Source organism: Amycolatopsis tucumanensis (assembly GCF_021654135.1).
Classification (GTDB): domain Bacteria; phylum Actinomycetota; class Actinomycetes; order Mycobacteriales; family Pseudonocardiaceae; genus Amycolatopsis_E; species Amycolatopsis_E tucumanensis.
Genome location: NZ_JAKGSD010000040.1, coordinates 1 through 21,915 on the forward strand (window position 1 = coordinate 1; position 21,915 = coordinate 21,915).

Genomic DNA, 21,915 nt, shown 5'->3' on the forward strand with positions numbered 1-21,915 from the left:
AACCCGATCCCTGATCGCCTACGACCACTAACCAAGATCGGAATTACTCATCTAGAGCCGCAGGTGGTCCCGCAGCCGGCGGGCGACCCGCGCCATCACGGCCTCCGCGCCGGGCTGCTGCGCCGCCGCCACGCGCGACTCGGTCAGCGCCGCCACCGCGAAGGCCTGCCCGTCGGCGTGCTCGACCACCCCGATCTCGTGCCGCAGCGTCAGCACCGTGCCGGTCTTGGACGACCACACCGACGCGTCGGAGACGAAGTCCGGCGCGAGCCGGTGCCGGACCACGTTGTGCCGCATCAGTTCCCGCACCCGGGCGGCGACCTCGGCGGGGATCGCCGACGGCGTCCACAGCGCCTGCAGCAGGTCCGCGAACGCCCGCGCCGAACCGGAACTCGCGCGGGTCACGTCGAGTTGCGGGATGCGGTGCCCGCGCCCAGCGGTGCCCGCGTCCACGGCCAGCGCGTACGCCAGGTGCACCTCGCCGCGCTCGAAGCGTTCCGCGGGTGTGTCGGCCAGCTCCTGCACCGGGTGCCGGACGGTGATGCCCTCGATGCCGAACCCCTTCAGGATCCGGGCGACCTCAGGCGGCGGGGTGAGGCCGAACAACGCGTCGGCCGCGACGCCGTCGCTGATCGCCGTGCTGAGGTAGAGCAGGTCGTCGACGGCGACGCGCGCCGGGTGGCGGAACCGGCTCAGCCCGGTCGGGCCGGGAGTGGTGATGCGGCCGGGTTCGATGTCCAGCTGGGTGGCGCCGTCGAGTTCGCCGAGCCGGATCCGTTCCAGCGTGGCGACCGCGAGCGGCACCTTGACCAGCGACGCGGACGGCCACTGCGCGTCCGGCTCGATCGCGATCTCCTCGCCGCTGCGCAGGTCCCGCACCAGGAACGACCCGCGCAGGCCGGCGTCGTCGAGCTGGTCCCGCAGCTCGCGCAGCAGCGCTTCGGTGTTCACGTCTCCCCCAGGCATCGGCCGATCGACCGCGACAGCGGCCGCAGGCGCTCGCTGTCGTCACTGTACGTCGTGGCCAGCGCGTAGCCGCGGACCAGGCGGACCTCGCCGAGCGGCCGCCAGTGCAGGTCCAGCTCGGCGGCCTGCGCCTCCGAACAGAGCAGGAGGTCGGCGGTGCCGAGCACGTCGGCGACCGCGGTGACCAGCGACTCCGCGGTGACGACCTGCGAGGGCCGCAGCCCGAGGGCGTCACGCAGGTGGGTGAGCCGGTCGCGGATGTGCGGCACGTCGTCCTCGGGTTGCAGCCACACGCGCCGGGCCGGGCCGTCGTCGCCGCGGCCGACGCGCAGGGTTTCCAGGTAGACCGTGTGCGCGGCCGGCGGCACCGCTGTGGCCACACCGAGAGGCACCCGCCAGCGGGCTTCGTCCTCCGGGACCGTGGTGAGGGCGGCGCGGACCTCCTGGGTGCGGACGAGGCCGGCGCGTTCGGCGGGCGGCGCGGGGCGGAAGTCGAGGACGAGGTCGTGGTCGCGGGCTTCGGCGTCGAGGTGGGCGAGCTCGCGGGCGGAGCACCAGTCCGGCACGGCGAACCGCAACGGGCGGCGGCGCGCGCGGCGGGCGTCGTGTTCGAAGGCGTCGGCGAGGCGGACCAGCCGGGCGGCCGCGGGGAGCACGTCGCGGCCGAACGGCGTCAGCACCGCGCGCCGGGTCGAGCGGTCGAAGAGCCGGTCGCCGAGGTGCTGTTCGAGCGCGGCGATGCGGCGGCTGGCGACCGGCTGGGGGATGCCGGCCGCGGCCGCGCCGAGGGTGAAGCTGCCGCGCTCGCTGACGCTGACGAAGGCCCGGCAGGCGCCGACGAGATCCACGCCGCGCATCTTATGCCGGATCCGCATGGAAACTGTCTTTTTCGTCTTCGACGGCATCGAGTGGGCACGGGAGGCTGGGGCCATGCTTGTTCGAACTCTTCGCGCCGTGGTGGTCCTGCTCGTCTTCGGGCTGGTCGGGGCGTGTGCCGCGGAACCGCCCCCGCCGCCGCCCGCCGTTTCGACTGTGGCGCCGGCGCCGCAGGTGGACTTCGCCGATCTGGAAGCGCGGTTCGACGCGCGGCTCGGGGTGTACGCGATCGACACCGGGACCGGGCGGGAGATCACGCACCGGGCCGACGAGCGGTTCAACTACGCGTCGGCGATCAAGTCGCCGCTGGCGGGCGCCGTGCTGCGGCGGAACGTCGACCTGGACAAAGTGGTGACCTACACCGACGCGGACATCCAGCCGAACTCGCCGATCACGAAGGACCGGCGGAGCGTGACGGTGCGCGAGGCGGCCGAGGCGGCGCTGCTGCAGAGCGACAACACGGCGGCGAACCTGCTGTTCGCGGAGGTGGGCGGCCCGGCAGGGCTGGCGGCCGTGCTGCGCGAGATCGGCGACACGACGACCCACCCGGACCGGCTCGAGGTCGAGCTGAACTCGGCCATTCCCGGCGACGTCCGGGACACGAGCACTCCGCGGGCGATGGCGGGCAGCCTGCGAGCGTTCCTCCTGGGCGAGGCGTTGCCTGCAGACAAGCGGGATCTGCTGGCCGGGATCATGCGCCGCAACAAGACCGGGACGGAGCTCATCCGCGCCGGCGTGCCGTCCGAGTGGCCGGTGGCGGACAAGACGGGCACCGGCGACTACGGCACCCGCAACGACATCGGGGTGATCTGGCCGCCGAACCGTGCGCCGATCGTGCTGGCGCTGATGTCGAGCCGAGCGACCGCCGACGCTTCGTACGACAACAAGCTGCTCGCCGAGGCGACCTCGCGGGTGGTCGAAGCGCTGCGGTAGGTGGGGTTGCTCTGCGGCTTGATCGGGGTTGGGCCAATCGTGTGCGCGCGATTGCCCAGCCCATCAAGTCGGCGCTCCGGTTGGCGGCCCGCTCGTGCCCACGGCAGGAACAGCGGTGACCGCGCGAGAGGTCCAGCCATCCGGCAAAAGCTCAGCCCAGCAACTCCTCCACCAGCCGCCGCGCGTAGCTGGGCGACAGGCCGTCCGGGCGGAACAGGATCCGGTACATCATCGGCGCCACCACGTGGTCCAGCACCGTCTCCACCTCCGGCGCCGCCTCGCCGCGCTGGGCCGCTCGCGCCAGGATCACCTCGATCTGTTCCGCCGCGTACGCCGAGCACCGGCTGGCGTTGGTGTCGTCCCCGAGCAGCGCGTCCCGGATGTAGGCGCGCCCGGGCTGCGCGGACATCTCCTCCAGGAACTGCTCCGCCCACGCCGCCAGGTCAGCCCCCAGCGAGCCGTGGTCCTCGGGCGGCGACTCGGGCCGGAGGCGTTCCACCGCGACGTCCGACAGCAGCTCGTGCAGGTCGCCCCAGCGGCGGTAGATCGTCGACGGCGTCACGCCGGCCCGCGCGGCGATCAGCGGCACCGTCAGCGCCTCCCGCCCGGCCTCGGCCTCCAGGGCACGAACCGCGGCGTGCACGGACTCCTGCACCCGCGCGCTGCGGCCGCCGGGGCGCACCATCGGCTTGCGGCTCACACCCCCAGCTTAACGCAACGATTGTGCGTCAAGCGTGGCCCGCGCCCAGGCCCGGACCCGCTCCTCGAACCCCGCCGCCGGAAACGTCCCGTCCTGGGCGACGTCGGCGATCGTGACCTCGAACGGCCCCGCGCCACCCGGCGGCGCATCGAACTCCGGCAGCGCACCACGGGCCCGATGCGAGTTGGCCCGGCGGACCGCCGCGGTGAGACCGGCCACCGCGGGGCGGCCACCGTCCACGAAGGCGCGGACGATCGCCCAGTTCCGCCCCCGGTCCCGCTCCGGCAGCCGGCTCGGGTGCTGCAGCAGGAAACACCCCACGGTCACCCCGTGCAACGGCCCCCACGGCTCCTGCCGCGAGTGGTCCAGCGCCAGCACCACTTGGAACAACTCATCGCAGGGACCGGCCCCACCGCACTCCGCACACGTCACGCGTCCGACGCTAGCGTCTCCACCGGCTGGAGGGTCAACGCTCGAACGCCCGGCCCAGCCCCAGCACCACGCCGTCACCCCCGGCGCGGCCGATGAGCTGCATCCCGATCGGCAGCCCCGCCCGGTCCTCCCCCACGGGCACGGTCAGCGACGGCAGCCCGGTGATGTTGGCCGGCGCCGACAACCGCACGTAGGCATCCGAGACGCTCTCTGTCGTCCCGTCGGGCCAGGTCACGCTCTCCTGCCCCACCGGCACCGCGGTGACCGGCACGGCCGGGGCGGCGATCACGTCGACCGTCTCCATCAGACGCGACCACTCACGTCGCATGAGCGTCCGCGCCCGTTGGGCCCGCAGGTAGTCCACAGCGGACATCCGGCGCCCGGCTTCGAGCAGCACCCGCACGTCCGCGGCGTAGAGCTCGGACACCGCGTGCACAGTCGGGTCGTGGTAAGCGCTTGCTTCCGGGACCATCAGTCCCCATTGGACTCCCTGAACGTACCGCGTCATGGGGATTTCGACATCCACCAGCCGCGCGCCGAGCGCCTCCAGTCGGCTGATTCCCGCCCGCACCGCCGATTCGACCTCGGGGTCGACGTGGTCGAAGTAGTAGTTCCCCGGCACGCCGACCCGCAGCCCGGACGGCTCCACGGTGGATACTCCACACAGGACTTCCATCACGAGCGCGGCGTCCTCGGCGGTGCGCGTGATCGGCCCGACGTGGTCCAGCGACCAGGACAACGGCACCACCCCCTCCCGCGGCACCAGGTCGTAGCTCGGCTTGAAACCGGCGACCCCGTTCAGTGCCGCGGGCACCCGGATCGAGCCGCCGGTGTCGGTGCCCAGCGAGAAGGTCGCCATCCCGGCCGCGACCGCCACCGCGGATCCGCCGCTCGACCCGCCTGCGATTCGCCCGCCGTCGCGGGCGTTGACCGTCTGCGGCGTGATCAGCCCGTAGGCGAACTCGTGCGTGTGGGTCTTGCCGACCAGGACCGCGCCGGCCCCCGCCAGCCGGGCCGCGACCGCGCTGTCCGACTCGGCTCGGTGCCCGGCCCGCACGCGGGAACTCGCGGTGGTCGGCAGCCCGGCGACGTCGATCAGGTCCTTGAGCCCCATCGGGATTCCGTGCAGCGGCCCGCGCACGCCGCCCCTCGCGATCTCGCGCTCGGCCTCGCGGGCGGCGTCCCGGGCACGGTCGGCGGTGACGGCGACGTACGCGCCGAGACGGGCGTCGGCCTCCTCGATGCGCATCAGCACGTCGTCGACCAGTTCGACCGGGGACAGTTCGCGGCTCCGCACGGCCGCCGCCGCGCCGGACAGCGTCAGGTCAGCGGGCCGCATCGGACTCTCCCGCCTGGTAGACCGCCGCCGGCGCGGTCTCGCCGAGGTCGAGTTCGCGCAGGACACCGACCACGGTGTCGATGTGGTCGGCGGTGGCCACCACCTCGGGCCGGACTTCGGATGACATGGTCCTCCTCCTAAAGCTAAGTGTTTGCGTTAACCTTAACGCAAACACATTGCGTTTAGGAGGTGTCATGTGGTTCGTGGGTGACATCACGGTGCAGCGGGTCGACGAGGTGCTGCTGCCGCCCGAGACCGGTCCCTGGCTGTTGCCAGGCGCGACGCCGGACGTCGTGAACCGGCACGACTGGCTGCGGCCCGACTTCGCCGACGGCGACGTGCTGCGCCTGGCCAGCCACAGCTTCGCGGTCACGGCCGGCGGTCTGCGGATCCTGGTCGACACCGGCATCGGCGACGGCAAGCAGCGCGCCAACCCGGCGTGGCACGACCTGCGCACCGGCTACCTGGACCGGCTCACGGCGGCGGGATTCGCGCCGGAGTCGGTGGACCTGGTCGTGCTCACGCACCTGCACACCGACCACGTCGGCTGGAACACGCGGCTGGTGGACGGCGAGTGGGTGCCGACCTTCCCGCGGGCCCGCTACCTGACCTCACGCGCCGAACGGGACTTCTGGTCGGGCTACGACATGGACGAGCCGCGGCGGCAGATGTTCCGCGACTCGGTCGAGCCGGTGGCGGACGCGGGGCTGCTCGACCTGGTCGACGTGCCCGACGGCGGCGTCGAGGTCGCGCCCGGGGTGCGGCTGGTCCCCACGCCCGGCCACACCCCCGGGCACGTCGCCGTGCGGTTGACCAGCGGGAACAGCAGCGCGGTGATCACCGGTGACTGCGTGCACCACCCGGTCCAGCTGGCGCACCCGGGGATCACCAGTTGTGTCGACATCGATCCGGCGCTCGCCGAGTCGACGCGCCGGTCGCTGCTGGCGTCGCTGGCCGACAGCGGAACCCTGCTGCTGGGCACCCACTTCCCGCCGCCGACCGGTGGCCGCGTCGTCACCGCGAACGGGGGGCTGAAAATTCTGCCGGCGTGATGTCGAGTCCGGTCGTCGCCGTTCGTCCTCGGGTCAACCGAGGAAAGGAGTCGGCGATGGAACTGATGGAGCAGTACCGGCGGGCGCAGGACGGGCTGGACGCGGTGCTGGCGGCGGTGCCGGACGACCGGTGGGACGTGCCGTCGATGTGCGCGGAGTGGACCGTGCGGGACGTGGCCGGGCATCTGATCTGGGGCCAGTGGCAGATGCGGGCGTGGGCGGTGGGCGAGCCGGACCCGGACCGGTCAGGCGCGCCGGGATCGCCGCGGCCGGGCACGTGGACCGGCGACGACCCGGTGGAGACGTGGCGCAAGGCGCGGGCGGCGTCGATGCCGGCGCTGACCGGGGAGGCGCTGGCGCGGACCACGTCGATCACCGGCATCGGCGAGGTGCCGCTGGCCGCGGTGGTGCCGCTGATGATCACCGACACGGTGGTGCACAGCTGGGACATCGGGCACGCGCTGGGCATGGACGTGCGGGCCGACGCGGACCTGGTGGCGCTGGCCGCGGACTGGGCGAGGCAACACGTCGTGCGGCGGCCGGGTTTCTTCGGGCCGGAGGTGACGCCGCCGCCGGACGCCGACGAGCAGACGCGGATGCTGGCGTTCGTGGGGCGCCGCGTGTGAGGGGAGCCTGACAGCGGACGCGGCTGGGCGGGTCGGCGCCGCGTCGGCGCGCGGCCGCGGGCCGGGCGGTGGTCCGGCCCGCCGAGGCCTCGGACCACCCACGCGGCGGCGCGCTGGGGTGGTGGGTGGTCCGGCCCGCGGCAGCGCGCCGAATCGGTGGGTAGCGCGCCGAGTCGGCGGTGGTCCGCAGCAGCGCGCCGGATCGGCCCGCGCGGCAGCGCGCTGGATCGATGGAGGTCCGGTGTGCCGCCGCGTGCCAGAGCGGGCAGCGCGCGGGGCGGCGCGGGTCCGGCCTGCGGAGGGCTTGGCGCATACGGCCACCGGCCGCCATTTCGGTGCGGGACCGCGCGCCGGATCAATGGGCAACGCGCTGGGACGGCGGGTGGTCCGGCCCGCCAAGGCCTCGGACCACCCACGCGGCGGCGCGCATTGCCGACTGGAACCTGAGGTGCGAAGAGCTGGCGGGTCGGCCTTCCGGAGGGGATGGCGCGCTGCCCCGCATCGGCGCACTACCCGCGGGGGCAGGCCCACTCGTCCGCGAACCACCTCAGGTTCGGCGGCTCGTCTGGAACCGTTGCTGGTACGCCCTCGGCGAGACGCCCGTGTGCTGCACGAACACGCGCCGCAGGGATTCGGCGCTGCCGAAGCCGCTCGCGTAGGCCGTGGCGGTCACCGGGTGGCCCGCGTCGAGCAGGGACTTCGCCGCGTCGAAGCGGATCAGTTCCACGTACTTGGCCGGCGTGGTGCCCAGTTCCTCCTGGAAGAGCCGCGTCAGGTGGCGGGTGCTCAGACCCGCCCGCGCGGCCAGCTTCGGCAGCGAGTGGTCCCCCGCCGGGTCCGCCGCGACCGCGTCGCACACCGCGCGCAGTGGCGGGGTCTTCGGGGCCGGGCCGCGCAGCGACGGCGAGAACTGCGACTGCCCGCCGGGCCGCTGCAGGAACACCACCAGCGACCGCGCCACGCGGCGGGCCAGCTCGGGCCCGTGGTCGCGCTCCACCAGCGCCAGCGCCAGGTCGATGCCTGCCGTGACCCCGGCCGAGGTGAACACCGGCCCGTCCTCCACGAAGATCGCGTCCGGCTCGACCTGGATCGCCGGGTGCGCGCGGGCCAGCGTCGCGGCGTGCTGCCAGTGCGTCGTGGCCCGGCGGCCGTCCAGCAGTCCCGCCGCGGCGAGCACGAACGATCCCGTGCAGATCGACGCGACCCGCTTCGCCCGCCCCGCGATGGTCCGCGCCGCCTCGGCCAGTTCCGGCGGGACGGCGCGCGCGGGGAACACGTCGCCGCCCATCACCAGAGCCGTGTCCAGCGGCCCGGTGTCCGCAACGTCGGCGTCGACGGGGATCCGCATGCCGGTCGACGACGACACGTCCCGCCCGCCGACCGAGCACAGCACCAGCCGGTAGTCCGCGCCGAACCGGTTGGCCTCGGCGAACACCTCGCTCGGCCCGGCCACGTCGAGCAGCTTCACCTCGTCGAACACCAGTAGCGCCAGCCGCCGCACGCGCACCTCCACACGTCCCGATCTGTGGAGAGTACGTCGCGAATCGAGGAGCGCAGGCAACCCCGCCGCTGCGACGCTCGAGGGGACCAGAAAGGACACCACCGATGACCACCGTGATCGCCGGCATCACCATCCCCGACTCCGCGCTCGCCGCCGAAGCCACCGAGCTGGTCCGCGACGCGACCGACGACCTGCTGTTCCACCACTCGCGCCGGGTGTTCCTGTTCGGCTCGCTGCAGGGCCGCCGCCTCGGCCTCACCGCCGACCCGGAACTGCTCTACGTCGGCGCGATGTTCCACGACCTCGGCCTCACCGAGAAGCACCGGGGCGCGACGCAGCGGTTCGAACTCGACGGCGCCGACGAGGCCCGCCGCTTCCTCGAATCCCACGGCGTGCCCGAGGACTCCGTGCGCAAGGTGTGGGAGGGCATCGCCCTGCACACCACCCCCGAGGTGCCGTGGCGGCTGGAACCCGAGGTGGCCCTCGTGACCGCGGGTGTGGAGACCGACGTGCTCGGCATCGGCCGGGACAAGCTGGCCGAGTCCGACCTCGCGGCCGTCGTCGCGGCCCACCCGCGCCCGGACTTCAAGCGCCGCATCATCCAGGCCTTCGCCGACGGCTTCCGGCACCGCCCGGACTCCACCTTCGGCACGGTCAACGCCGACGTCCTCGAACACGTCGACCCCGCCTACCGGCACATCGACTTCGTGGAGGTGATCCTCCGCAACGACTGGCCGGAATGATCCGTCCGCCGGCGCCTCCGCGGACCAGGCGTCACTCCCCCGCGAGTGCGAGGACCGTGCGGGCCTGCTCCAGCATCGCCACGTCGAGGAAGGTGCCGTCGGTCAGGGCGATCGCCCCGACGCCGGCCGCGGTGGCGTGGTCCAGCCGGGACAGCACCTCGCGGGCCCGTGACACTTCTTGTTCGCTGGGCAGGAAAGCGACCCGAATGGTGTCCAGCTGGGCCGGGTGGATCGCGGTGCGCCCGCGGAACCCCAGCGCCCGCCCCGCGCGGCAGGACGCGGCGAGCCCGTCCAGGTCACGGACGTTGGTGTAGGCCGACATCACCGGCGGCACCAGGCGGGCAGCGCGCGCGGCGACGACCACCCGGCTGCGCGCCCAGGCCAGCCCGGCCTCGTCGGTCACCCCGAGGTCGGAGCGCAGGTCCGCTTCGCCGAGGCCGATGGAGGCGACCTGCGCCGACGCCGTCGCGATCTCCAGTGCCCGCTCGACGCCGAGCGCGGATTCGATGAGCGGGTGCAGCTCCCGGCCGGGCAACGCCTCGGCCAGCGCGTGGATCTCCTGAGCAGACTCGACCTTCGGGATCCGCGCGCCCACCTCCACCGGCAAACCGGCCAGAGCCGCCAGGTCCGCCGTGTGCCACGGCGTGCTCGCGTGGTTGATGCGCACCTGCACGCGGCGGGCGAGCGACTCCGACAGCAGCCGCACCGCGTTCGCTCGCGCCTCGTCCTTGCGAGCCGGGGCGACGGCGTCCTCCAGGTCCACGAGCACGACGTCGGCGGCCGAATCCAGCGCCTTCGCCACCCGGTCGGGCCGATCGGCCGGCACATACAGCAGGGTCAACGCCGGAGCGCTCACACCACACCCTCCTCACGCAACCGCACCACGACCAACGGCGCGAACAGCGCCTTCACCACCCGATCCGGCCGATCGGCCGGCACATACAGCAGAGTCAACGCCGGAGCGCTCACACCACACCCTCCCCACGCATCCGCGCCACGACCAACGGCGCGAACAGCACCTTCCCCACCCGGTCCCGCCGGCCAGCCGGCACCAGAGTCAACGCGGGCGCACTCACGCCGCGCCCTCCTCACGCAACCCCGCCACCACCGAAGACGCGACACCCAGCACCTTCACGACCCGATCCGCGGGCGCATGCAACAGCGTCAACGCGGGCGCACTCACACCGCACCCTCCTCACGCAGCCGCGCCACCTCGGACGGCGCGAAACCCAGCTCCCCCAGCACTTCGTCGGTGTCCGCGCCGTGCGCACGGCCCGTGTGGGCGATGACCCCGTCGTGACCGGACAGCCGGAAGATGGGCCCCTGCATGAGCGTCGGCCCCAGCTCTAGGTCCTCGATCTCGTGGATCGTGCCCAGGGCGCGGAACTGCGGGTCCTCGACGATGTCCTCGGCGTCGTAGATCGGCGCCACCGCGGCCTGCGCGGCCTCGAACTCGGCGACCACCTCGTCGCGGGTGTGCCGCGCGATCCACCCGCCCACGGCCTCGTCGAGCTCGTCGGCGTGCTTCGCGCGCTCCGCGCCGCTGGCGAACCACGGCTCGTCGATCAGGTCCGGCCTGCCGACCAGCCGCATCACGCGCTCGGCGATCGACTGCGCCGACGTCGACACGGCGACCCACTGCCCGTCGCCGGTGCGGTAGGTGTTCCGCGGCGCGTTGTTCACCGACCGGTTGCCGGTGCGCGGCTGCACCGAGCGCAGCTGGTCCCACCGCGTGATCTGCGGCCCCAGCATCGCCAGGATCGGCTCCACGATCGCGGTGTCCACGACCTGACCGCGCCCGGTCCGCTCACACGCCGACAGCGCCACCATGATCGCGTACGCGGTGGCCAGCGAGGCGATGCCATCGGCGAGCCCGAACGGCGGCAGCGTCGGCGGCCCGTCCGGTTCCCCGGTGGCGGCCGCGAACCCGCTCATCGCCTCCGCCAGCGTGCCGAACCCGGGCCGCCGCCGGTACGGGCCGATCTGCCCGAACCCGGTGACGCGGGCGAGCACGAGCCGCGGGTTGCGCGCGGACAGCTCGTCGTAGCCCAGGTCCCAGCGCTCCAGCGTGCCCGGCCGGAAGTTCTCGATGATCACGTCCGACCGCTCGGCCAGCTTCAGGAACACCTCCCGGCCGCCGGGTTTGCCCAGGTCGGCGGTGATGGTGCGCTTGTTGCGGCCGAGCGTCTTCCACCACAGGTTGACGCCGTCCTTGGCGACGCCGTGGTTGCGCGCCGGATCGGGACGGCCGGGGTGCTCGACCTTGATCACCTCGGCGCCCATGTCGCCCAGGTGCATCGCGGCCATCGGGCCGGCGAACAGCGTGGCGGCGTCGACGACGCGCAACCCGGCCAGCGCCCCGGCGGCGGGGTCCCGGGAGACGGTCACGCGGTCACCTCCGGCAAGTCCCAGGCGCAGCGGAACCCCACGGTCGCGCCGCGCGCCAGCCCGAGCCCGGGCAGGAGCAGCTTCACGCTGTAGTCCGGGTCGCGGCGGCCGCCTTCGACGTACCAGTCGGAGCCTTCGGCGCGGTAGTCGCAGCCGCCCTTGAGCATCACGAACCGGGTGCGCCCGTCGGAGTGCTCGCTCTCGGTCCAGTTCCACACGGCGGGCTCGCCGCGGCGCAGCAGGCCGGTCTCACCCGCGAGCTGCCATTCGTCCTCGGTGGGCAGCCGCCCGCCGCGCCACGCGCAGTACGCGCGGGCGTCGTCGAGGTCCACGTAGGTCACCGGCGCGTCGGCGTCGGTGTTCCAGGCGAGGAACCGGTGCGGTTGCGCCGGCCGGTAGCCGGTCCGCTCCAGGAACTCGGTGAACTGCGCGTTGGTCACCTCGGTCGCCGCGACGGCCACCGCGTTCGCGAGCACGCCGTCACGCTGGAGGGTGCGCGCGTCGTGCAGCCGGGGCGGCAGCGGCTTCCACTCGTCGACGTACGGCGCGCCCTGGTACATCCCGGTCTCGCGGGCGCGGTAGCGGACGGTCAGCACGTACGGTCCGGCGGGCACGACCACCGCGTCCGGGTCGGGCGTGCCGGTGCTGCGGGCCGGCTGCTTGCGCACGGCGAGGCGGTGCGGGAAGCGGGCGTCCGGATCGTGCGGCACGTCCGGCAGTTCCTTCACCCACGTGGGTTCCGTCTCGGCACGCAGGAAAGCGGCGATCCCTCGCGCGGGCACACCCGGACCCAGCAACGGGATTCCGGGCGCGACCGGGCCGGTGTAGTCCTCGTCGCTCCGGTTGACGACCGTCCACAGTGTCTGGTCGCCGAGGTCCCAGCGGGAGCCGTACACCCCGGCCTCCTCCGCGCCGGGCGCGAGTTCGGCCAGCGGCGTCCACTCGCCGTGCAGCAGCAGGTCCTCGGCCGCTCGCTGGACGGTCACCATGCGCCGCACCGTCGCCGCGTCCCGGCGCGACCAGCCGACCCACACGCCGAAGACGACCTCCCACACCATCACGCCGACGCCGTTGAGCCACGCCGACTGCAGTTCCTCGGTGTGGTCGCGGTGCCAGCGGCGGACGTGGTGCTGCATGTGCCGCCGCTCGTACCAGTGCGCGCGCAGCACGCCGGGCACGGGCGAGTCGGCGAAGAACTGCGCCCACGACGACGCGTGGTCCTCGATCCGCTCGACCGGCAGCTTCGACTCGCCCTCCAGCACGATCCCCGGCTTCGCCCGCTCCAGGGCCTTGACGAACTCGGGTTCCGCCTTCTTGAGGGTGTCCAGGAAGACGCCGTCCGCGCCGAGGTCGGCGACCAGCGACGCGAGCTCCTCGAGGTCGTCCCCGGCGCGGCGGGTGCCGACGTCCCACGGGTTGTAGTCGACGAACACGTGCAGGCCCGCGTCGTGGAACTGCCGCACGAGATCGGTCAGCCCGGGCACGTCGCGGTAGAAGTCCCACTGGTTGCGGTCGTCCAGGCCGATCACCGGGTAGGCGTGCCACAGCACGACCGCGTCCAGGCCGGCGAACCGTTCCCGGGCGTCGGCGAGGAACCGCTCCGGCGTGAAGCGGCCCTGTTCGAAGTCGTAGAGCAGCTCGTCCCACAGCCACACCTGCGCGACCGTGCGGCACCGCGCCGCCCACGCCGCTCCGGGCCGCTCGTAGGCCGCGCCGGTGTAGCCGTGCCGCCCGCGGGCGTCCGCGCGCCACTCGCGCAGCCGCTCGCGCCACGCCGGGCGGTCGGCCGGGTCCGCCGGGCCCGCGAAGATCTTCGCCTCGTCCAGCGCGACCAGCTGGTCCTCGGTGAGCGGGCCGAGCGGGACCTCGGTGGGCCGGTCGATCGGGCGCGGCACGAGCGGGTCGAACGTGTAGGTCATTTCGCGCTCTCCTCGACCTCCGCGACGGTGGGCACGGCGTCCTGCGCGCCGGGCCGGGTGACCGCGAGGGCGGCCGCGGCGCCGGCGAGCCGGGCGGCGCCGGCCAGGTCCAGTCCGCGGGCGAGCCCGGCCGCGAGCACGCCGCAGAAGGTGTCCCCGGCGCCGGTCGTGTCGACCGCGGCCACCTTGACGCCCGGCACCCGCACGGGCTCGCGGTCCCGTTGCGCCACCAGGGATCCCTCAGCGCCGAGCGTGATCACCACGGCGGGCACCCGCTCCAGCAGCGCCGCGGCCAGCTCCTCTGGCGCGGCCTGGGTGTGCGCGAGGTCGGCGGCCTCGTACTCGTTGACTACCAGCAGGTCCAGCGCCGCCCAGACGTCACCGGGCAGGTCCTGCGACGGCGCCGCGTTGAGCACCATCCGGGCGCCCGGCCGTCGCGCGGCGGCGGCCGCGCGCACCATGTCGAGCGGGATCTCCAGCTGCGCCAGCACGACGTCGGCGTGCGCGATCCGCTCGACCTGGGTGGCGGTCAGTTCGAGGCGCGCGTTGGCGCCGGGCGCGACCACGATGGCGTTCTCGCCGTCCGGGGAGACGGTGATGAGCGCGGTCCCGGTCGGGGCGTCCACACGGGACACCAGGTCGGTGCGGACCCCGGCTCGCTCCAGGGAGGCCAGCAGCAGATCGGCGGACTCGTCGCGGCCCAGGGCGCCGACGAACGTGGTGTCCGCTCCCCCGGCCCGCGCCGCGGCGACAGCCGAGTTCGCGCCCTTGCCACCGGGGGTGCGGCGCAGGTCGCCGCCGAGGATCGTCTCCCCGCCACCCGGATGGCGCGGCACGTCGACGACGAGGTCGACGTTGGCCGAGCCGACGACCACGACCTGCCCGGTCATGCGGCACCTCGTTCCACGGTCAGGGCGGCCGTGCGGGCCGCGAGGTCGGTGATGCGCTGCTCCCCGCCCGGCAGCGAGGTCGCGATGCGGTCGTCCAGCGGTTTCGCCCACTGGTCCGGCACCCCGTGCAGGGCGCCGACGACGCCGCCGACAGTAGCGGCCGCCGAGTCGGTGTCCCAGCCCGCGGTGACCGCGATCGAAATGCTCGGGCCGAACTCGCCGCCGCCCCTGGCCAGCGCGAAGGCGATGACGGCCGCGTTGTTCAGGACGTGGACCCAGTGCAGGTGCCCGTATTCGGCGTGCAGGCGGTCCAGTCCCGCGTCGACGCCGAGACCGGCCAGCGACCGTCCGAACCGGACGGCCTGCGCGAGCCTGCTGTCCGGCGGGATCACGGTTTCCGCCGCGTCCAGCACCTCGTCGGCGGTGCCGCACACCATCGACGCCGAGGCGAGCGCGGCGGCCCACATCGCGCCGTAGATGCCGTTGCGGGTGTGGCTCAGGCGGGCGTCGGTCCACGCCATCCGGGCCGCGGCGCGCACGTCGCCCGGCGAGACCCAGCCGAACACGTCGGTCCGGATGAGCGCGCCGATCCACTCGCGGAACGGGTTGTGGTGCGTGGCGGTCTCCGGCACCGGGCGGGCGTCCAGGATGTTGCGGTAGGCGGCGCGCTCGGCGGTGAACACCCGCCCGGCGGGCAGGTTGTCCAGCCACAGCTGGGCGACGTCGTCGGTGGTGAACCCGCGGCCGCGCTGCTCCAGGAGAGTGAGCGCGAGCATCGGGTAGTTGAGGTCGTCGTCCTCCGGCATCCCGTCGATGTTCTCCGCCAACGAGGTCGGGGCGGAGCGGCGGTTCCACGGCCACCGCGTGGCGACCTCGTCCGGCAGGCCGACGGCGGTGAACCAGCGGTCGAGCGGCCAGCGGCCGGTGGCGCGCAGGATCTCCTCGATGCCCTCGCGGGGGATCTTCTCGACCGGCTTGCCGAGCAGGCACCCGGCGGCGCGGCCGGTCCACGCGTCGAGCACGCGCCCGCTGCCGCCGGGCAGTTCCGGCGCGGGCGGCAGCAGCTCGGCGATAGCGTCCCAGTCGTCCGGCTCGTGCGGCGCCGGCGTGGCGGGCAGCGCGGCCAGCTCGTCGAGCAGGTCGCGGGCCAGCGCCCGCAGCTCCGGGGTGGCCGGCCGCGGACCGGCGCCGCTCACCGCGGGCACCGGGTCGCCACCGGCCGCGACCCAGCGGTCCCGGATAACGGTGACGTCCCGGCCCTCGGCGGCGGACTGCACCAGCTCGTGGGCCAGCAGGTCCTCGGGCTGCGCCCAGGTCAGCCTCACGACCGCTCCCCCATCCGCCGCGGCGCCGTCCCGGCCTGCGCCGTGCCCACCTGCCGACTCACCGGCCCAGCCGACCGCGCGATCACCACCGGATCCCGCCACTCCAGCCGCACAGTCACGCCACCCTCCTCACACAACCCCCAGCCGAGCCTCACGACCGCTCCCCCGTCCGCCGCCGCGGCGTCCCGGCCTGCGCCGTGCCCACCTGCCGACTCACCGGCCCAGCCGACCGCGCGATCACCACCGGATCCCGCCACTCCAGCCGCACAGTCACGCCACCCTCCTCACACAACCCCCAGCTGCTGTCGTCCCGCACCGTCACGCCTGGTCCAGCGCGTCCAGCGTCCGCAGCCGCGCCAGTGCGCGTTCCCGGTCCGCCTTCAGGATGTCCGCGGCCGCCGCGGCCATCAGCCGCCCGGTTTCGCGGAGGTCCATCCTGCTCGCCTCGCCGATCGCGTCGATCCAGTCGGCGGGCACGGCCGCCGTGCCACCGAGACCGGCACAAAGCGCGCCCGCCATCACCGCGATCGAGTCGGCGTCCCGGCCGTAGTTCACCGCGCCCAGGACCGCGCCGCGGTAGTCGCCGCGGTGGCCGAGCACGAACCCGAGCGCGGCGGGCAGCTCCTCGATCGACTTGGTGCGCGACGGCCGCCGCGCGTCCATCGACATCTGCCGGTACTGCGGCCCCACCGAGTCATAGGGCGCGACCGTGTCCCGGATCAGCCGGGCCAGCTCCCGCTCCTCGTCGTCGTTGGACGGTGCGGAAGTCCAGCCGTCGAAGGCGTCCACCACGGCGCGGAGGGCGGCGGCGGTGCCGTCGTGCGCGACGTCCAGCGCCGCCGCGACCACGTCGTCCAGCGTCGCGCCGGGGGCGACCGACGCCGCGACCATCGCCGCGAACACGCCGGCCGCCTCCCGGCCGTAGCTGGACTGGTGGGCGCCGGTCAGGTCGATCGCCTCGGCGTAGGCGCCGCGCGGGTCCCCGGCGTTGGCGAGCCCGACCGGCGCCACGTACATCGCGGCGCCGCAGTTGACGACGTTGCCGACCCCGGCCTCCCGCGGGTCGACGTGCCCGTAGTGGAGCCGGGCGACGATCCACTTCTCCGCCAGGAACACCCGCTGCAGCAGCAGCGCGGTCGACTCCAGCTCGGGCACCCACCTGGGTTCGCCGATCATCAGCGGCACCAGGTCCTCGGCCATCGCGTACGCGTCGAGGTGCGCGCGGCGCTTCGCGTACACCTCGACGAGCGCGCGGGTCATCAGGGTGTCGTCGGTGACGTGCCCGTCCCCCTTGTGGTACGGCGCGATCGGGCGCGCCTCCCGCCAGTTCGGGAACCACGGCCCGACGATGCCGGTCACCCGGCCGCCGTGGCGCTCCTCGATCTGTTCCGGGGTCCACCCCTCGGTGGCGCCACCCAGCGCGTCCCCCACGGCCGCCCCGGTGATCACCGCCACCGCTCGGTCTTCCAGCCAGGTCACCGGCTTCACGTTTCCCTTCCAGATGGTCCGGTCGCTACCGGTTGATGGAGTTCCAGCCGTCCGTCAGTTCCTTCGACAGACCGTTCGCGTCGATCTGCTTCGCCAGGAACTTCTGGTAGGCCGGGGTAGCGACGGTGTCCTTCCACTGCGCGTACTTGTCGACGAACAGGTACGGCGCGGAGGTGAGGTACTGGCCCGAGGACAGGATCTCCTTCCAGCCGTTCTGCGCGCCGAGCTTCGTGGTCAGCGCCTCGCGGGCCGAAGTGGTCGCCGGGATCAGCGCGTCGGCCTCGTTGAGCGCGGCCAGGTTCTCGGTGTTGGTGAAGAACTCGATGAACTGCGCGGCCTGCTCGACGTGCGCGGAGTCCTTGTTCACCGACAGCGTCTGCGGGTTGGCGGCCTGCGCGGGACCGGCGGGGCCGGCCAGCGGCGGCAGCACGACCCAGTCGAAACCGGCGGGCGCGTCCTTGGCGATGTTCGCGGCCTGGAACGAACCCTGGATCGTCATCGCGGTCTGCCCGGCGTAGAACGGCGCCAGCGCCTTGGAACCGGACTGGGTCAGCGTGACCGGCAGGATCGAGTTGTCCTGGTGCGCCATCGCGTCCACTAGCTGCGGCAGGGCCATCTCACCCTGGCCGACGCTGATCTTCGCGTCGGTGCCGGTGCCGTCGAAGTACTTGCCGCCGAAGCCGGGCGCGAGCGCGACCATCGCGGCGGTCGGGCTGGACAGGCCCCAGCCGAGACCGTAGGCGCCGTCGCGGGTGGTCGCCTTCGCGATCTCCCGCAGCTGGTCCCAGGTCATCGTGTCGCCGGCCGGGACGGTGACCCCGGCCTTCTGCAGCAGCGCCCGGTTGGCGAAGACCACATAGGACTGCAGCTCGGTCGGGTAGGCGATCACCTGGTTGTCCACGGTGACCGAGTCCAGCACGCCCTTGGGGATGTCGGTCTTCTTCTGCTCCGACAGGTACGGCGTGAGGTCGGCGAGGTAGCCGTCCTTGGCGAACGGGACGACGCCGGCAGCCTCGTAGTGGATGATGTCCGGCGCGCTGCCCGCGTTGAACTGCGTGATCAGCTTGTCGTAGACGCCGTCCCAGCCCGCCTGCACGACCTCGACCTTGACGTCGGGGTGCGCCTTGTTCCAGTCGTCGACGATCTTGTTCGTCGCCGCGATCGCCGCGGGCTGGTCCGACAGGGACTGGAACTTGAGCGTCACCGGGCCGCCGGCGCTGTCACCGCCGCTGGAGCACGCGGTGAACAGCAGGCTCGCGGCCGCCGCGAGCGCGGCCGTCACCAAACGTCGAGACTTCATTGACCGACCTTTCGTTTTCCGGGGGTTCATCCCTTCACCGCCCCGGCCATCAGCCCGCTGGTGAGCCTCCGGCGCAGGATGGTGAAGAAGACGATGCTGGGGATCGCGGCGAGCACGGCGCCCGCGGCGAGCGGGCCGAGGGAAACCTTGCCCTCGCCGCCGATGAACATGTTCAGCGTGATGGGCAGCGTGTAGTTCTCCGGCGACTGGAGCAGCACCAGCGCGAAGAAGAACTCGTTCCAGGAGGAGACGAAGCTGAACATCGCGGTGGCGACGATGCCGGGCATCAGGAGCGGGAACACGATCCGGCGCAGCACGGTCCACCGGCCCGCGCCGTCCATCGCGCCGGCCTCTTCCAGGTCGACCGGGATCGCGCTGACGTAGCCCTGCAGCATCCACAGCGCGAACGGCAGCGTGTAGGTGGTGTGCACGAGCGTCAGCCCGGCCAGGCTGTCGGCCAGCCCGATGGTGCGCAGGATCAGGAACAGCGGCAGGATCACCAGGACCACCGGGAAGACCTGGGACACCAGGATCCAGCCCACGCCGGCGGCGCGGATCTTGCCCTGGAGCCGGGCGAGCACGTAGGACGCGGGCAGCGCGATCACGATGACCAGCGCAGTGGACACCAGCGCCACGACCAGGCTGTTGCCCGCCGAGTGCACCAGGCCCTGCCGGTCGAGCGCTTCGGTGTAGTTGTCCCAGTGCCACTGCTGCGGCAGCAGGCTGACGGTGAGCGAGTTGAGCTCGCCGGAGGACTTCACCGACGCCGAGATCAGCCACAGCAGCGGGAAGCCGAGGAACAGGATGTAGGCCGCCAGCGCCAGGTACTGGGCGGGACGCACGAGGACGCGCATGTGGTCACCGCCCCCGCTCGGCGCGGTCGTCGCGGAACTGCGACCGCAGGTAGACCGCCAGCAGCAGCACGACGATGATCACGAGCACGAGCCCCATCGCCGCCGCGTAGCCGATGTTGCGGTTCTTGAACGCTTCGAGGTAGATGAAGAGCACCGGCACCATCGTCTTTCCGCCCGGCCCGCCCTCGGTGAGGACGTAGACCAGCGAGAACGAGTTGAAGTTCCAGATGAAGTTCAGCGACGTGATCGAGGTGACGATCGGCCGCAGGCTGGGCCAGGTGACCGCAGTGAACCGCCGCCACGCGCCCGCGCCGTCCACCGCCGCGGCCTCGTGCAGGTCCTGCGGAATCTGCTGCAGACCGGCCAGCAGGGTGACGGTGGTCTGCGGCATGCCGACCCACACGCCGACGACGATCACCGCGGGCAGGGCGGTGGAGAAGTCGCCGAGCCAGTTGGTGTCGGCGGGCAGGCCGACGCTGCCGAGGAAGGCGTTGAGCGGGCCGCCGTTGGCCGAGTAGATCATCTGCCACATGATCGCCACGACGACCGGCGGCATCGCCCACGGGATGAGGGCGAGCACGCGGGTCAGGCCCTGCAGCTTGAGGCCCGAGTTGAGCAGCAGCGCCAGGCCCATCGAGGCGGCCAGCTGCAGCACGGTGACGCCGACCGTCCAAATCAGACCGATGCGGAGGCTGTCCCAGAAGAACGAGTTGCCCGCCAGCTTGGTGAAGTTGTCGATGCCGGTGAAGTCGTAGTCGGGGTTGCGGACCAGGCGGGCGTCGGTGAACGCCAGCGCCAGGCCCATCACCAGCGGCGCGACGCTGAGCACCAGGATCGGGATCAGCGACGGCATCACCAGCGCGATCGCCTCGCGGCGGCGCGAGCGGGCCATGGTGCCCTTGCGGCGCTTGCGGGGCGCCGGTGCGGGTGCGGGGGCGCGGGTGTCCGCGGCCAGGGTCATCGCCGGCCTCCCTCGGTGAGCCCGCCCGCGGCGGGGACGGTGGAACCGCGCACGATCAGCTCCGGGCCGACGGTGACCTGCTGCGCGTCCTGGCCGGCGTCGTCGGCGAGGCGGAGCATGAGCTGCGCGGCGGCGCGCCCGCGCTCGGTGCTGCCGAGGGAGACGCTGGTCAGGGTCGGGTGGAAGACGCGGCCGATCTCGGTGTCGTCCATGCCGGTGACCGCGATGTCGTCCGGCACGGACAGCCCGAGTTCGCGGATGGCGTGGATGGCGCCGATGGCGAGCAGGTCGTTGGCCGCGACGATGGCGTCGAGGCGCTCCGGGGCCGCGGCGAGCAGGCGGCGCGCAGCGGTGAGGCCGGCGGCGACGGTGAAGTCCTTGGCGACCTCGGTGGTGTGGCCCGTGCCCGCGGCGGCTTCGAAGCCGCGCTGGCGGGCCTGGCCGGGGGTGGTGTCGAGGGGGCCGTTGAGGAAGCCGATCCGGCGGCGCCCGAGTTCCTTCAGGTGGCGGACCGCCTGGCCGATGCCGCCCGCGGAGTCGGTGGAGACCGAGCTGATGCCGTGGGCGTCCAGGGCGCGGCCGATGACCACGACCGGGACGGCGGCCTGCTGGATCTCCTCGATCAGGCGGTCGTCGGTGCGCAGCGGGCTGATGACCATGCCGTCGACGAAACCGCTGTTGAGGCTGCGCACCAGGTCGGCCGTCGAGGTCGAGGTGTCGCCGGTGGTCATGACCACGACGCGGTACCCGTGCGGCGCGAGGACCTCGTGGATGGCCCGCATCATCTCGACGTAGACCGGGTTGCCGATGTCGGCGACCGCGAACGCGATCTGGAAGGTCTTCTTCATCCGCAGCGAGCGGCCGATGGCGTCCGGGCTGTAACCCAGCTCCTCCGCGGCGGCCCGGACGCGCTCGATCATGGCCGGGCTAGCGCCGGTGCCGTGCAGGGCGCGCGAGGTCGAGGCCAGAGACACCCCGGCTCGTTCGGCCACCTGCAGCAGCGTGGCCCGTGTAGACGTCATTGTCGCTCCGTCGTCGTTCGTTGCCTTGGAAACGTTTCCAACCCGTGACGCTCGGTGGTTGGAAACGATTCCAAGGGGCTGCGGGGAATAGTGACATCCGGTTCGAGGGGTGTCAACACCGGGGTGCGCGTGGGGTCGCGGTGGCGGCTTCGACGCTGGTCAGCGGGCGGCTGAGCTCGCGCGGCAGGCGGTGGCGCTCGCCCTACTGTTCGCGGCGGGGTTTTTACGCTCCGCTACGAGCTTCCCACACTCCGCGATACCCGCCGCGCTGCCCCGCCCGTGTCCTACGCTCCGCGATGCATCCCGCGCTACCCCGCGCGTGAACCACTCCCCACGACGCCATCCGCGCTATCCCGCGCAAGCCACACGCCCGCGGCGCATCCCGCACTGCCCCGCGGGGCCACACGCCCGCCACGCATCCCGCGCTACCCCGCGGGGCCACACGCCCGCCACGCATCCCGCGCTACCCCGCGCGGCCACACCCCCGCCACGCATCCCGCGCTACCCCGCCCGAACCACACGCCCCGCCACGCATCCCGCGCTACCCCGCCCGAACCACACGCCCCGCGACGCATCCCGCGCTGCCCCCCGCCCGAACCA

The 21,915-nt window shown here is 73.1% G+C and carries 23 protein-coding genes; 4 read left to right on the plus strand and 19 right to left on the minus strand.

Annotated features, from left to right (window positions below; translation table 11 throughout):
• Nucleotides 1–51: 51 nt before the first annotated feature.
• Nucleotides 52–951 carry a serine hydrolase gene (locus tag L2C96_RS30720; RefSeq protein ID WP_020423277.1) on the minus strand — a complete coding sequence of 300 codons (900 nt, stop codon included), beginning with the start codon at nt 949–951 and terminating at the stop codon, nt 52–54.
• Nucleotides 948–1,823, minus strand: coding sequence for a LysR family transcriptional regulator (locus L2C96_RS30725; RefSeq protein ID WP_237338740.1), 876 nt, complete (start codon nt 1,821–1,823; stop codon nt 948–950). Before L2C96_RS30725 ends, L2C96_RS30720 begins: the two co-directional genes overlap by 4 nt.
• A 73-nt stretch (nt 1,824–1,896) precedes the next feature.
• Between L2C96_RS30725 and bla the strand changes: the two genes are divergently transcribed.
• A complete protein-coding gene (gene bla / locus L2C96_RS30730) occupies nt 1,897–2,775 on the plus strand; it encodes a class A beta-lactamase (RefSeq protein WP_237338683.1) in 879 nt (292 codons plus the stop codon).
• Nucleotides 2,776–2,926: 151 nt separating this feature from the next.
• Here the strand turns inward: bla and L2C96_RS30735 are convergent, their stop codons facing one another.
• The 4 genes from L2C96_RS30735 to L2C96_RS30750 are packed head-to-tail and all read right to left on the minus strand — an operon-like array spanning nt 2,927 to nt 5,373.
• Nucleotides 2,927–3,475 carry a TetR/AcrR family transcriptional regulator gene (locus L2C96_RS30735; protein ID WP_237338684.1) on the minus strand — a complete coding sequence of 183 codons (549 nt, stop codon included), beginning with the start codon at nt 3,473–3,475 and terminating at the stop codon, nt 2,927–2,929.
• 9 nt (nt 3,476–3,484) lie between these two features.
• Complete coding sequence (locus L2C96_RS30740) at nt 3,485–3,907, minus strand: DUF5946 family protein (RefSeq protein WP_027936656.1); 423 nt, start codon at nt 3,905–3,907, stop codon at nt 3,485–3,487.
• Nucleotides 3,908–3,941: 34 nt separating this feature from the next.
• Nucleotides 3,942–5,246 carry an amidase gene (locus L2C96_RS30745; RefSeq protein ID WP_237338685.1) on the minus strand — a complete coding sequence of 435 codons (1,305 nt, stop codon included), beginning with the start codon at nt 5,244–5,246 and terminating at the stop codon, nt 3,942–3,944.
• On the minus strand, nt 5,233–5,373 hold the full coding sequence (locus L2C96_RS30750) for a hypothetical protein (protein ID WP_237338686.1): 141 nt from the start codon (nt 5,371–5,373) through the stop codon (nt 5,233–5,235). The genes L2C96_RS30745 and L2C96_RS30750 overlap by 14 nt, the downstream gene beginning before the upstream one ends.
• Before the next feature lie 67 nt (nt 5,374–5,440).
• Here L2C96_RS30750 and L2C96_RS30755 point away from each other — a divergent pair, with 67 nt between their 5' ends.
• Both L2C96_RS30755 and L2C96_RS30760 read left to right on the plus strand, forming a co-directional pair.
• On the plus strand, nt 5,441–6,298 hold the full coding sequence (locus tag L2C96_RS30755) for an MBL fold metallo-hydrolase (RefSeq protein ID WP_237338687.1): 858 nt from the start codon (nt 5,441–5,443) through the stop codon (nt 6,296–6,298).
• Nucleotides 6,299–6,354: 56 nt separating this feature from the next.
• Nucleotides 6,355–6,924, plus strand: a complete 570-nt coding sequence (locus L2C96_RS30760; RefSeq protein WP_237338688.1) for a TIGR03086 family metal-binding protein — start codon at nt 6,355–6,357, stop codon at nt 6,922–6,924.
• Between the two features lie 547 nt (nt 6,925–7,471).
• On the opposite strand, the gene L2C96_RS30765 is transcribed toward L2C96_RS30760, so the two are convergent.
• Complete coding sequence (locus L2C96_RS30765; RefSeq protein WP_237338689.1) at nt 7,472–8,425, minus strand: GlxA family transcriptional regulator; 954 nt, start codon at nt 8,423–8,425, stop codon at nt 7,472–7,474.
• Nucleotides 8,426–8,529: 104 nt separating this feature from the next.
• Between L2C96_RS30765 and L2C96_RS30770 the strand changes: the two genes are divergently transcribed.
• Nucleotides 8,530–9,168, plus strand: a complete 639-nt coding sequence (locus L2C96_RS30770; protein WP_237338690.1) for an HD domain-containing protein — start codon at nt 8,530–8,532, stop codon at nt 9,166–9,168.
• 31 nt (nt 9,169–9,199) lie between these two features.
• Here the strand turns inward: L2C96_RS30770 and L2C96_RS30775 are convergent, their stop codons facing one another.
• The 12 genes from L2C96_RS30775 to L2C96_RS30820 all read right to left on the minus strand — a co-directional run bounded on the left by L2C96_RS30775 (nt 9,200) and on the right by L2C96_RS30820 (nt 21,315).
• Nucleotides 9,200–10,024, minus strand: coding sequence for an HpcH/HpaI aldolase/citrate lyase family protein (locus tag L2C96_RS30775; RefSeq protein ID WP_237338691.1), 825 nt, complete (start codon nt 10,022–10,024; stop codon nt 9,200–9,202).
• A 323-nt stretch (nt 10,025–10,347) separates the two neighbouring features.
• Nucleotides 10,348–11,556 carry a CaiB/BaiF CoA transferase family protein gene (locus L2C96_RS30780; protein ID WP_237338692.1) on the minus strand — a complete coding sequence of 403 codons (1,209 nt, stop codon included), beginning with the start codon at nt 11,554–11,556 and terminating at the stop codon, nt 10,348–10,350.
• A complete protein-coding gene (locus L2C96_RS30785; protein WP_237338693.1) occupies nt 11,553–13,475 on the minus strand; it encodes an SUMF1/EgtB/PvdO family nonheme iron enzyme in 1,923 nt (640 codons plus the stop codon). Before L2C96_RS30785 ends, L2C96_RS30780 begins: the two co-directional genes overlap by 4 nt.
• Entirely contained in the window at nt 13,472–14,365 is an 894-nt protein-coding gene (locus tag L2C96_RS30790; RefSeq protein WP_237338694.1) for a ribokinase, read from the minus strand. The genes L2C96_RS30785 and L2C96_RS30790 overlap by 4 nt, the downstream gene beginning before the upstream one ends.
• Entirely contained in the window at nt 14,362–15,690 is a 1,329-nt protein-coding gene (locus L2C96_RS30795) for an ADP-ribosylglycohydrolase family protein (protein WP_237338695.1), read from the minus strand. The genes L2C96_RS30790 and L2C96_RS30795 overlap by 4 nt, the downstream gene beginning before the upstream one ends.
• Nucleotides 15,687–15,809: a hypothetical protein gene (locus L2C96_RS44760; protein WP_272883475.1), complete on the minus strand. Its 123-nt coding sequence runs from the start codon at nt 15,807–15,809 to the stop codon at nt 15,687–15,689. The genes L2C96_RS30795 and L2C96_RS44760 overlap by 4 nt, the downstream gene beginning before the upstream one ends.
• 32 nt (nt 15,810–15,841) lie before the next feature.
• Nucleotides 15,842–15,964 carry a hypothetical protein gene (locus L2C96_RS44765; protein WP_272883476.1) on the minus strand — a complete coding sequence of 41 codons (123 nt, stop codon included), beginning with the start codon at nt 15,962–15,964 and terminating at the stop codon, nt 15,842–15,844.
• 44 nt (nt 15,965–16,008) lie between these two features.
• A complete protein-coding gene (locus L2C96_RS30800; protein WP_237338696.1) occupies nt 16,009–17,169 on the minus strand; it encodes an ADP-ribosylglycohydrolase family protein in 1,161 nt (386 codons plus the stop codon).
• A 34-nt stretch (nt 17,170–17,203) separates the two neighbouring features.
• Nucleotides 17,204–18,478 (minus strand): ABC transporter substrate-binding protein, encoded by a 1,275-nt coding sequence (locus tag L2C96_RS30805; protein WP_237338697.1) that lies wholly within the window; start codon nt 18,476–18,478, stop codon nt 17,204–17,206.
• Between the two features lie 26 nt (nt 18,479–18,504).
• On the minus strand, nt 18,505–19,332 hold the full coding sequence (locus L2C96_RS30810) for a carbohydrate ABC transporter permease (protein ID WP_237338698.1): 828 nt from the start codon (nt 19,330–19,332) through the stop codon (nt 18,505–18,507).
• A 4-nt stretch (nt 19,333–19,336) separates the two neighbouring features.
• Nucleotides 19,337–20,293 carry a carbohydrate ABC transporter permease gene (locus tag L2C96_RS30815; RefSeq protein ID WP_237338699.1) on the minus strand — a complete coding sequence of 319 codons (957 nt, stop codon included), beginning with the start codon at nt 20,291–20,293 and terminating at the stop codon, nt 19,337–19,339.
• The gene (locus L2C96_RS30820) at nt 20,290–21,315 is read right to left on the minus strand and encodes a LacI family DNA-binding transcriptional regulator (protein WP_027936483.1); all 1,026 of its coding nucleotides are present in this window, start codon (nt 21,313–21,315) and stop codon (nt 20,290–20,292) included. The genes L2C96_RS30815 and L2C96_RS30820 overlap by 4 nt, the downstream gene beginning before the upstream one ends.
• Nucleotides 21,316–21,915: the final 600 nt, after the last annotated feature.